General features: G+C 57.7%; 10 protein-coding genes and 2 pseudogenes. 5 read left to right on the top strand and 7 right to left on the bottom strand.

Features of this window, described 5'->3' with window-relative positions:
- Positions 1–621: 621 nt before the first annotated feature.
- Genes EN781_RS13200 through EN781_RS13190 form a run of 3 tightly spaced genes read right to left on the bottom strand, consistent with a single transcriptional unit; the run spans position 622 to position 5,070 of the window.
- Entirely contained in the window at positions 622–1,578 is a 957-nt protein-coding gene (locus tag EN781_RS13200; protein ID WP_245455120.1) for a patatin-like phospholipase family protein, read from the bottom strand.
- 46 nt (positions 1,579–1,624) lie between these two features.
- Entirely contained in the window at positions 1,625–3,136 is a 1,512-nt protein-coding gene (locus EN781_RS13195; protein WP_126037980.1) for a hypothetical protein, read from the bottom strand.
- Between the two features lie 32 nt (positions 3,137–3,168).
- On the bottom strand, positions 3,169–5,070 hold the full coding sequence (locus tag EN781_RS13190; RefSeq protein WP_126037978.1) for a hypothetical protein: 1,902 nt from the start codon (positions 5,068–5,070) through the stop codon (positions 3,169–3,171).
- Between the two features lie 624 nt (positions 5,071–5,694).
- Between EN781_RS13190 and EN781_RS13185 the strand changes: the two genes are divergently transcribed.
- The 4 genes from EN781_RS13185 to EN781_RS13170 all read left to right on the top strand — a co-directional run bounded on the left by EN781_RS13185 (position 5,695) and on the right by EN781_RS13170 (position 8,727).
- Positions 5,695–6,027 (top strand): hypothetical protein, encoded by a 333-nt coding sequence (locus EN781_RS13185; RefSeq protein WP_091600491.1) that lies wholly within the window; start codon positions 5,695–5,697, stop codon positions 6,025–6,027.
- Positions 6,028–6,876: a hypothetical protein gene (locus tag EN781_RS13180; RefSeq protein WP_091600492.1), complete on the top strand. Its 849-nt coding sequence runs from the start codon at positions 6,028–6,030 to the stop codon at positions 6,874–6,876.
- 97 nt (positions 6,877–6,973) lie between these two features.
- Complete coding sequence (locus EN781_RS13175) at positions 6,974–7,741, top strand: hypothetical protein (protein ID WP_091600493.1); 768 nt, start codon at positions 6,974–6,976, stop codon at positions 7,739–7,741.
- A gap of 119 nt (positions 7,742–7,860) precedes the next feature.
- On the top strand, positions 7,861–8,727 hold the full coding sequence (locus EN781_RS13170; protein ID WP_091600494.1) for a hypothetical protein: 867 nt from the start codon (positions 7,861–7,863) through the stop codon (positions 8,725–8,727).
- Positions 8,728–8,754: 27 nt separating this feature from the next.
- On the opposite strand, the gene EN781_RS13165 is transcribed toward EN781_RS13170, so the two are convergent.
- The 3 genes from EN781_RS13165 to EN781_RS13155 form a co-directional block, all read right to left on the bottom strand.
- Complete coding sequence (locus EN781_RS13165) at positions 8,755–9,123, bottom strand: phospholipase D-like domain-containing protein (protein WP_164748213.1); 369 nt, start codon at positions 9,121–9,123, stop codon at positions 8,755–8,757.
- Positions 9,054–10,040: a phospholipase D-like domain-containing protein gene (locus EN781_RS13160; RefSeq protein WP_091600496.1), complete on the bottom strand. Its 987-nt coding sequence runs from the start codon at positions 10,038–10,040 to the stop codon at positions 9,054–9,056. Before EN781_RS13160 ends, EN781_RS13165 begins: the two co-directional genes overlap by 70 nt.
- Positions 10,041–10,576: 536 nt before the next feature.
- Entirely contained in the window at positions 10,577–10,774 is a 198-nt protein-coding gene (locus EN781_RS13155; RefSeq protein WP_127400050.1) for a hypothetical protein, read from the bottom strand.
- Between EN781_RS13155 and EN781_RS13150 the strand changes: the two are divergent.
- Positions 10,743–10,916, top strand: a pseudogene (locus EN781_RS13150) (winged helix-turn-helix domain-containing protein); the annotation flags it as partial. The gene EN781_RS13155 and the pseudogene EN781_RS13150 overlap by 32 nt on opposite strands.
- Positions 10,917–10,919: 3 nt before the next feature.
- On the opposite strand, the pseudogene EN781_RS13145 reads toward EN781_RS13150, so the two are convergent.
- Positions 10,920–11,281 (bottom strand): annotated as a pseudogene (locus EN781_RS13145) (ROK family protein); the annotation flags it as partial.

Below are 11,281 nucleotides of genomic sequence, written 5' to 3'. Positions count from 1 at the left end.
AGGCTGAACTGCCCCAAGCGGCACGAGGCGCGAACAAGATCGAGTAGTCGCGGCTGCTGGTCGTGGGCCGGCCGATGGTGATCATGGACACGCCGACGTAGCTCCCGGTCTTGAAGCGGCCGATGAATTCGACAGGCATCGCCTATGTAGCGGAAGCACCCGTCGCGCCGGTCGAGCTTGAACCTCAGTGTCGGGTTCGGTTGCGTTGGTTCTTCCTGGGCCCTTGCCGGAGCAGATATGAGAATGGCGGCGCCGACAGCCCAGAGCAGCGGCCATTTGGAGGCACTATGGCGCATCACTTGGTCTCGGGGTCGGGCTCACCAAAGGTCTTCACGAAGATGGCCTTGCCAGTGCCTGAAATTTGCTTCTGGATGTCCCAGTCGAGCTTGCTGTCCCTGATGTAGAGACTGAGGGTACAAATCTCGCCGCGGCAGGCACTTGGCGTTGAGGACTGCTTGTCCTGGATAGAATATGAGGCGATATATCCAACGATAACGTCCTTGCAGTCCGTGTCGGGTAAGCGGCAAGGCGGCGCGTTTGACACTTTGCTACTTAAGGAGTTCCGGTGCATAGGATTTGACGCGTGCCATCGTGAGGGCCCGACCATGTCGCACCAAAACCTCATGCTCTTCGGCCTCCAATCTCTTTAAATCTGTTGCCACCAGCGAGGCGAAAGCGGCGTCGCCAGGCCGTTCCTCGCCTACCCGGCTGTCGATTGAAAACCAGATGGGTTTCGGGCCCTTTTTCGCGTCGTACGACAAATTGCAGACGAGCAAATTGAAGACCTCTTACCTGCTCCATCATGATGTTGATCGCCTCCTTGAGCACGATTGTCCCGGACTCCGTCGGATGAGGGGACACGGCGAACGGCTTGCCGCCATCACTTACAAAACACACATCGACGGGATTGCGCCGCGCTCGCATCAACGGGTTCACGCCCAGATTATCGTAAATGCCTCCATCGCTCAGCGTCGCGTATTCGCTCAGGGAATTGGGATAGATGTCGGCATTGAGCCGTAGCGGGGGAAACACGGGCGGGAAAGCCGAGGATGCTGCCACGGCCAAGCTGATTGGATAGTTACTCGCATTCGCGGTGCCGCTCTCGTGCTCCCCCATCGTTTCTCCAGCGTCTTCTCCGGGCGCCAATGCCTTGCCTGCAACAAAGAAAAACATGTTGCCGGTGGCCAGGTTGGTGGCGTTGAGATAGATTCTTGGACCATCTCTGAGAGCGGATAGCCGTGCACCCGCGAACAGATCCCGATCGTAGCTTGCGCCAAGCTTCTCCAGGCGTGTTTCGAAGGGGTCCAGGATACCTCCGATGATCGAAGAGACGGCGATCGACTTTGTCAGCAGATAGTCCGAAAGGCCCTTCAGCACATCCTGTTTGCCCCAATTCAGCGCCAAGTAGGCGCCTGCCACGCTCCCGCCGCTCACGCAGCTGATGAGATCAAGCTTGTCGAGTAAGTCGAGTTCCTGGAGAGCCGTAAACGTCCCTACATGGAACGCGGCAGCACGAAACCCGCCCCCCGAGAGCGCAATTCCAAGTTTCTTGGTTTCGCCGTTGATTAGAACGACCATCGTATACCCCCCATTGAGAATTCCCCGCCGACCCGAGCAGCTGGCATCATGAAAGGTCGAACGTCATCTCAACAAAAAGATCGCTGTGTTCGATCTTGACCGGCCGCTTTGCTGACGTCGGGTTGTTTCGGAAAGCTCGTTTTTCGACGGTTGGATTACCGTCGCCCTGAACGATGCGTCCCTTGGTCTTTTCCTGCAACGCCTTGTAAAGCTCCTCGAACGGCATCCTCCACCCGCTTCCAGGTTCCGCTCGACCCTTACCTTGAATGGCCGCGACCGCCTCTACGACCGGTATCGCGGCTACTAGTCGTGGGTCGACCATGCGCTCCAGACCGAGCGCTTTGACCGTGGCATTATGACTCCCATGGTGTCCGACCTTGTAAAAGGTTGTCCGGCGCAACAGGTCCTCTGCGGTGACAGGTTTGCCCGAGGACATAGTCTTCGCGGCGGGAGGATAGGTCTGGTCATTCCAAGACAGCCAATTCCCCACCTGGGCGTCTCCGGGAAACAGCAATACCTGGCCATCGGGGAGTTCAAACGCCAGTGCCAGGCTGGTGTTGTTTGTATCCGAATCCATCTTCAGGGCCAAAGCTTCGATGGAGCCTGTCCAGTCGCTGTCAATCCTACGCCACTTTTCGGCCGGAGCGTCATACAGTTTGCGGACCCCCGACTTGGTCGCCTTCTTGCGACGGGTTTTCTCTTTCAGGGGTCTTTGGTAAACGGCCGAGAAAGGCAGGACTGTGTCGGTTCGATTGGCAAGAAGCGAGAGCTGGGCATTTACTGTGCTTTCCGCCGCCGCGGCGGCGTCCAGACGCGTCAGATATACCTCCTTCGCCTGTCCCTTGGATGGGGTGTCTTTTCGCAGCAAAACTTCATCTCGAGGCGGGCCAAGAACAAAGGCCTTGATATTGAACTCGTCGAGGTCAATGACCTGTCCAGGCTCAAGATAAGATGTTGAATCGGCACCAGCTTTATCCTTCAGCATTTGCATGATTTCGGCCGTCCCGAAGACGCCCGATGCACCTAGCCCGTTTATGGCGACTGGCCCGGCGAAAGCGGCAAGCGCCGCTGCCGTTCGCAAGCCGGGATGCGCATCGCCTTGCGCCAGCGTGGCCGCCGCCGCCAAAGCCTGCTTTCCCTTCGAAAATCGTGCCCTTAGGACCTGAGCCTGCGGATCTTTCAGGTTTTCGGTCCAAGCCATCCAAAGCCGGCCGATGGAAACCGCACCGTCAAGGAATGCGCCTTTTTCGAACGCAAACCCGGACAGATGGTCGTAGTGCTCGTGGGTTATGACCAGCAGGTCGATCCGGTTGCCGACGGTCTTCAGGACGTCTTTCGCGATCGCTGAAATGCGGGCCGGGCCTGCCTCAACTTCGGACAGGCGCTTTTTACCGATCCGGTTCACGACCTTCGGGTCAAGTTTGGCGATCAGATCGGCTCCAGCGGCAACGTTCTGGAGGACCCCACAATCTATAAGTATGGATCGCTCCAACTCCGCGCCGCCGTCGTCCAACGTGGTGCGAATGAGGAAGCAATCGCTCAAGATGCCGCGATACATCCTGATCCTCAAGAGCTTCAATATCCCCACACCTAACCTCCCCGGTGCACCAGAGCGAACGGTTCGTCCAACGCAGTGCCGGTCGATCCCCCTTGCAGTCCATAACCGAACGCAGTCGAGCCGAAGCGGTAACCCGCAAGGAAATCGCGTTGTTGCTCCAGCCGGGCATCGTCACTAATTCGCTTTCGGACTGCGTAACGCAGGTGACCCTCCCGAAGGTCGAAGATGAGTGTGGCACCACCGCGGAACACAAAGTCCTCGCCCGACGGGTTATCGCCGTGCTTGTCTTGAAGCTCCTGTTCGTTCTGATCGTAGAAGCCGCGCCGCTGCTGTACAATTTCAATGATAAGTTGGCGGAGATCCTGGCCGTCGGGTCCTGTTCGCCGGGAGGTTCTTACAGAATGAATTTCCACGGGCGGAGCAAATCCCTTCGGGTCCCCTGGCCGGCTCAGTATCGTCTCGCGGTCGTCATACGAGATCAAACCTCGTCGGAAGACTACTCCGCACACCTCTTGCCATGGCTTATCCTCGGTGGTCCGAAAGCTCTCCGATCCCAGGATCCACCAATGCACGCTCTCCGCGTTCTCCTCAGCGGCCTTGATTGCCGTCGTCCGATCGAATTTTGGCTCCAAATCCAGGTCCAAATCGTCATAATCGGCCGCCAGATGATGGACCGGCGCCTCCCACAACAAACTGTCGACAGCCAAAGAGAGACAGCCCTCCGGGATGATACCGCGCCGCCGAAACCCTTCTATGATGGCGAGCCGATAATTAAGCACGTCATCGGGCACCAGGTCATAGTCCGCCGTTATGATTGCCCGGAGAAAATCGCCAAAGCGGACGTCTACTGGCGGCAGGTAGTCGAGGGCGCGGATGCACATTCGCATCACGTGTTCCGCCGCCTTGCTCGCCTCCCGGGTTAATCGTTTGACCAGGTCTGGATGGAGGTTCTGGTCGGGACCAATGCCGGGTCTGATGCCGGCGATTCTGAGCAGATCAGCGGTGCGGTTCTCATAGATCGACAGAAAAGCATCGAAAACGGCCGCCACCAGGACCGCGCCGCGTTCGTGAGGCTCCGTCATGTCGTCGCGCAAGATCACGGGCGCAGCGCCACTGTGATCGTCAATCGCCTCGCGAAGGGCTCCGTCCCGGCCGGTAGCCTCGCCGAACTGCCGGGCGAGGCCGCTGAGGAGGGAGCGGTTGTCGAGGCTACCGCCGTCTTTCGCAATCTGGGCGCTGACTGCTTCCTCAAGCGAAAAATGTGAGAACAGAGCGACGATATCGGCAAAGGCTTCGTGGAACGCCAAGCTGTCTACGCTGGTCGGTTCAGCAAACCGCCGGTGAAGTCCATCCAGGATAGCATGCGTGACCTCGTGAACGATGATGTCATGCGAAAGCGCGGTAAACACCCATTTGGCGCCGGCGCTGTGCGCGGACGTCTGAAAATAGCCGAACAGGAGGGCCTTCTTTTCCCGGCTGTAATAAGCATTGGGCTCGCGAAGGGCATGGGGATAGATACGCAATTTATAGACCGGCTCGTATTTTCGCCCGTTGGGAACGCGACGCGGAGCCCAGAAGACTCTCCTGCCAAGCGCCCGTTCGAAAGTTCGAATAGTCTTCATTGCAACGGCGAACACCATCTGCTGGTGAAAGCGGGGATCGCCTTCCGAGGGGGCCAAGCCGTCCTGAGCCAGGAGGTAGGGGTGATTGAGGTCCACCGGCTCATAAAATTGGCCGCTGACCGGATCGATATCAATAACTTCAAGGTAGTCATTGATGGGGCCGGGCTGAATTTCTTCCTCCCAGCTCTGCTCCCAAGGTATTTTAATTGTTGCAACATTAACGCCTGCAGTCGCAGCCGACGTAGAAGCCTGCGGGTCGAAGGCATAGACCCGCAACCGGCGAACAGGCGGAGCCGTATATTGCCCCGACATGGCATTTCCCCCATCCCTAGTATTTCAAACACTACCAATTGAAATACTTACCGAGATTACACCCTCACTCTATTAGAAACATGCTCGAAACATCGGGTCAATGGCCGGCGCGCTTACAGGCATAAAAAACGGAAAATGTTCTTGCCGTATCGGAATAACCGGAGCACTCGATCACCAGACCCTGCCGGTTTACTTTCTGAAGAACGGTCGCTTTCGGGTCGTCATCACCGGGCTAGCGCGTCGCCGCCCGTCCGCACACTTCTTCTAAACCGTTCGCACTCCTGGGCTGACCTGTAGCATCCCATCTGAACGCTTGTTCAGGACGTTCAAGCCGCTTTATCAATCCCCGAAACCGCAGGCATCGTCTTCCCTAGCTGCTCCGTCGGCGGGTGACGCAGCAAGGCCGTTGATTGCTGGATCAAGGCAAGCCTGGCCACCGGGAGACGACGTAGGGGGGTCATGGCTGAGTTATCGAGTCCGTCGACATCTCAACTGTCAGAAGATGAGCGCGCCAGGATCTCAGACAATCAGCGGCGCGCCAGGCGTGAAAGGGGAAAATGGGGCGATGGCTCAGATCTTATAGTCGGTTTGATCGCCAGTATCCTGATTTTTGGATGCCTCTTTATGTTCGCCAAGAACTACGATGCGAGTAGGCCTGAACTGTTTTACCCATGTCTCCTCAGCGGCACCCTCGGGGCATCCCTTGGATGGGCAGCCGGAATATTCATATCACCTTACGGGGATGGTGAACGCGAAGCGTTTGCCAGCTTAGGAAAGCTCGTTTACGGATTTCTGAGCGGATACGCGTTCAGCAAAATCGATCCTCTGGTCATCGCCCTCCTGAAGCCGGAAGCGGCCGCGACTTCCAGCCCTGCCCTCATCTATGCGACAGTTGCGCTGGTGGCGTTTCTCACAAGCCTTGCACTCACCTACATAAGCCGCTCGTATTGGCGTTAAATGGCGATCCCTCCCGGCGTCACATTTTCCGAGGTGGGCGACATAGCGTTCGTTCATCAACATGATTGGTTGAGCCGGCTGATTGTTATCGGGCAGAAAGCGCTTGGAAGGCACGGGGCCCGATTCTCCCATGTTATGGTCTGTGTCGGTTCCGGGATTTGGGCCGATGCAACGCCAGAAAGCGGCGTGATGATTGCCGCCGAGTCAGCTATTTTCGACAGCTTAGCTCCCGGAGAGTTCCGCATCCTACGTCGACCCTCCATACTTCCGAGAGCGAGGCCAAAGCCGTCATTCAAGAACGCGTTGGACGCCCTCCAGCACGAAATCAGCAAGCAAAGTGCTTGGTTTTATGACTTCTTCTATTTTTGCTATCAGCGATATGACTACCTGCTGGGTTTTTCGCAATACGCGGCAAGTCGAACGTCATTTTGCTCAGATTTGGTCGAGAAGATCTATGCTCGCCGTGCCCCCGGATTGTTACAGGCCGGACGGCGCAACCGCATCTTCCCACAGGACTTATTTGCGATGGCTACAGACGCGAAATTTGATGACATAACTCAAGCGTTTTCCGAAGGCCGCCGGACATTCCCCTCTACCACGGACAAAGAGCGGGTTAAGCACATGCTGAACGTCATGGAATTTCGCCTGGGTGCGGCTTTGGACAACATCGCGGCGCTCGAACAGGGTGAAAGAATAAGGGTCGTTACCAGCAAAATGCCTGGAGGGGATCGTTTACCCCAGACCCCAATCGGTGAATCATTTGGCCCCGCCGAGCAACTCACCTGGAGTACAAAAGCGGCTGCAGTTGCGGCCCGAAAAAGGGTGCAAAAGCTAAAATTAAGGTGGTGAAGCTAAATCCATGGAGCACAAATGGCCCCATGCAGATTAGCCTACCTTGGCATCACGACACGGGCGACGGCATCGCCGACACGGATTCATTGACGCCGTGACGGAAGAAGACAAACCCAGTGTAACGGTCACCCTCAACGGCGACGGCGTGATCGCGCCGGCGCTTCAGGCCATCCGCTTGGCGACTGAAATGGTGGCCGTATGCACGTCAGCGATCGAGGCTACAGATCTCAACGATCTACCTCGGGACGGGTTTTCCGGGCTGAGCTTCGTGCCTCACGCCGATCAAGCCAAGGCCAAGCTAGCTTATCGCGCGTGGATATTGGGGAAGGCGTTTCAGGAACTGGCCAGGGGGCTGAGGGCTACGCTCGAGCAAGCCTACATCTACACGCTTGGTTTGAGGGAAGGACGCAAGGTCGAGACCTGGGGCGAGTTCGAGGACATTTATCTCGCGGCGGAAAAGAAGGCGTCGAGTCTCAATTTTCCAGATTTGCTGCTGGCCGTGCAGGCGCAATTGGCGACGAAGCTCGATTTCTTTGAGGAGTACCGCTCGCTTCAGAGGGCTCGGAACTGTCTGGAACATCGCAATGGCGTTGTAGGTCATATTGACTGCGACGAAGGCGCGGGGGCCCTTAGCCTGAAGTTGCCCCGTTTGAAATGTTCTACCGTCAGCGACGGGGAAGAGATCGAGGTTCACAAGAACCAGTACTTTGAAAAGGGCGCGACGATCAAAATCAAAAGAGACTTGCGTATTCGTGTCTTCGCCTTGGGGGAAACGGTCTCTTTCACCGCGGAGGAATTCAGCGAGATCGCCATGGCGCTTCGCTTGTTCGTCGCCGACATTGCGCCGAAGCTGCCGATTTAGACCACCGGAATGGCGGTGGGTTGTCGGAGTGCATGCCTGCGAGATGGGCCATTCGAACTGGCACTGTGTTCTCCGGATTCCTATATCTAACCGGCGCTATCCCATGGGGACCATGACTGATGAGTGACGATTCTCCCGACTCTCCCAAGCCCATCAAGCTTGAGGACCTTAAGGTAAGCACCGGCAGTGGTGCCAAGCCATTGAGCGAGATTGCAAAAACACTTGCAGGTATTGGGTCACACGTAAATCCTGCTAAAAACTTGGCCATCCGCCTGCAGGAACAGCAAGACAAGTTCAGTGATTTGCTCCGGCCCTCGAAGGAGGCGGAGGCGCTTCGGAAGCGCTTTGAATCGCTCACACAGCCGTCGCCTGCAATGAGGTCCATACTGGATCAGGTGGAAGGCCAAAGGCGACTGCTCGATTCAATCTCGAAGCCGGATGCCGGGGGGCTATTGACCGAGCGAGCTATTTCGGCCCCTAGAATGCCGGATTTCCAGATGCCCAGAAACCCCATTCTGGACACGAATGCGCAGCTGGCAGAAATCGAACGGAAGTTTGAAAGCATGCTGGATGTCATGACAAACGCCGCGCGGATCGGCAACGATATTCAAGCCCAGGCAACGACCTTTATAGGAAAGTTCGAAGAGGCCTCCAGCCAGACCGACAGTTCAGCCAAAAAAGCAATTCTTGTCGGCGTATTTGCGCTCGTGATCGCCACGCTGAGTCCCTTCGCCCCGATGGTCGTTGATTACTTTTCGCCAAATCGCACCGTTCCGGCGATCGAGGCTCTCACGCGGGAGGTGGTTTCTGCCGATCGGGCGGCTAGCGCTGACAACCAGAAACTAATTGAGGCGCTCAAGGAGCGCGACGATCAGGCGACCGGAAGAATTGTCGAGGAAGTTCGCCGCAGGCAGGACGAAACGAATGCCATTCTGCGGGAGCTCATTGAGACCCTGAAAGATCGCAATGTGCCTGCCAACCCCTGAGAACCGGGCTCTGGCGCAAGAGTAGCTCTATGCGAACAGCTCACGGTCTCGGATCTTGAACGGGTCTGTATAGTCCTCAGCCCACCATGGGTCTTCACCGGCCGTAGGCGCCTTTTGCAAGGACGATGTCTTTTTGGCCTCTGCAGCGTCTTCCTGGGTGACGCGGAAATGGTAGTCGTCGAAGATGCGTATCCCTTCGACCATATACGATGTCGCAATTTTTTGGTCGCGGATGAGGAGCAGGTTCTCTCCGTTCTGAAGGTCAGCGGGCTTGCTGAAGTTGTAAGAACCGGTCCACACGCGGGCGTCAGGTGTGTTGAAATCGATTACCAGAAACTTGTGGTGCAGATTTGGCCCGATGCCGGTGTAAGGTTCGACCTTAAACGGCGTCGGCACGTGTTTGTTGAGGCGAGCGAAATAGACGGGTGCAGTGTTGCCATTGGGCTTATGAACGGTGACACCGGTGTTGTTGTCGGAAATGCCGTAGGTGAAACCGGGCTGTTGGTAGCCGCTTCCACGGCGTCGGTTACAGCACCGCCTGTGATGCTCAGGAAAGCCAGGGAATAGAGGAGGCAGGCCTGGGCCTTTTCGACATCCTGGCCGATTTCCGCAAGGCGGGCACGGGCTGTGTCATGGGGAGAAAAGGTGATGCTGGCATCAATGCCCGCCAAGCCGAGCGGATGCCAGTCGGGTGAGGGACCGTTGGCGAACCCATCCTTTTTCCAATAGGCCTCGAACGCAGCCTTGAGGGGGGCGACGGCTTGAGCGCCCGTTAACAGCAAGGCGTTGTTCGATTGAACATAGAGCCCGCGCCAGCTGAAGTTTGTCGAACCGCAGACGGCGCGCGGGACGGCCGCATCCACGATAATCATCTTATTATGTTGGAGACCTCCCATCCGTTCCCGCTTGACGTTGTCCTCGCCAGCGGAAGCCTTGAGCAGTGTCTCGGACTGGGTCTCACCACTTGTCTTGAGCCCATGCTTATCGCTGTCGTCGATGATCATCCTGAGGCGCGGACCGAGCGCGAACAGGCGGTCCATGATTTCGCTTTCGCTCATGTCGTAGGCGACCATGCTGACCGTTGCGGCAGGATCGGCTACTGCTGCATCCAAAAGCGCAAAGATCTCTTTTCGGGCCTCCAGTCCCATCCATTCGTAGGCATCGTCCGCGTCCGGATGCGTCGGCTTGAACGTGGTGCCCTGAGCGACGCGGGCGGGCAGCAATGTTTTGAGCGGCCCGCGAGCCTGATATTTGTCCACGAAAGCCTGGGAAGCCACATACCCCCTGGTGGCGCTGCCGTCCGACGTTTCCATGCTAGGGCACACATGCGACGGTGAAGCTTGCGCCTCAAACGTGGCCTGTGCGCAGCTGGAGCTTCACCGACCTGGCCCTCGACCGAGCAACGTGAAGCGCGACTTGCGTTCTCGGGTCCCGCTACCATATGTAAAAAGACATACCTGCCATGCATCGCCGCCTGCGGCGTTTTGGTCCGATTGGCCTGTTGACAACTTGCCAAATAATCGTACCCTCAGTGCAACGCGCTGCACGAACGTATTTACTTCATTTTAACGCTGTGCCATAAAAAAGGCAGACGGTGATTCCACCGCCTGCCTTCTGTTTGTGCGTACCTGCGGACGTGGCGCCGTAAGACTGCCCAGACCACAGGTCCGTACCGTTGCAAGTCGGTTCTAGTGCCCCAAGGCTCCATTGACAAGCCACAGGCTAGTTGCCGGCGGCGCGCGCACACGGAAATGATCCGTTGCGTGCCCGTTCCGGCCAACCATAGGAACCGACACAGATGCCTGCAAAACTGACCTTTTCCCCGTGGGCAACGGGGACATGGCGCTGATCAACCTCGACAACAAGCGAAATCGGGCTTGTAGTAGATGATTGCGGCCGCGGCGGCGATGGTCAGCAGATTGAGCACGATGCCATAGGGCTTCAGCGCCAGGAGATTGCGGTAATAGCCGTAGGCGATGTTCTCGTTGAAAAGAATCCGAAATTTCTCGGTGTCGCGGGTGTTCTCGCGCAGCCAGCTGCTCGACAATGTCTGGGGCGAGACGATCTACATCGACGAGCGCACCGTGGACGTGCATGTCGGGCGCTTGCGCAAGGCGGTCAACAATGGCCGCATGCCGGATGTCATCCGCACCATACGCGGCGCGGGCTACGCGATCAGGGAAGATTGACGCTCAGGCCACGCTCTTCCCGGCGGCGCTGCCTTTCGCCTGGACGCCTGGCGCGAAAATCTCCTGGTCGACAAAGCCGAGCGCGCGCATGGCGCAGCCCTCGCGGATCAGCGGCAGTTCGTTCGGCTCGGTGTCGAACGAGATCGATTTCGAATGCTGGCCGCCGGCGGTCTGGGCGATCGCCTCGCGCAGCGCCGGCTCGATCAGGTCGAAGGCGGCGGCGCTGACGCCGACCATGGCGACCGGTGCGGGATCGATCAGCGCGAACAGGCTGCCGAGGCCGAAGCCGAGCGCCTCGCCGGCCTTGCGATAGGCTTGGCGCTCCGGACCGTCGCCGGCGCGCGCCCGCGCTGCGAGCGAGCGCA

Source organism: Mesorhizobium sp. M4A.F.Ca.ET.090.04.2.1 (assembly GCF_003999085.1).
Lineage (GTDB): Bacteria > Pseudomonadota > Alphaproteobacteria > Rhizobiales > Rhizobiaceae > Mesorhizobium.
The sequence above is the reverse complement of the archived record's forward strand: the minus strand, read 5'-3'. Positions and strand labels throughout refer to the sequence as shown.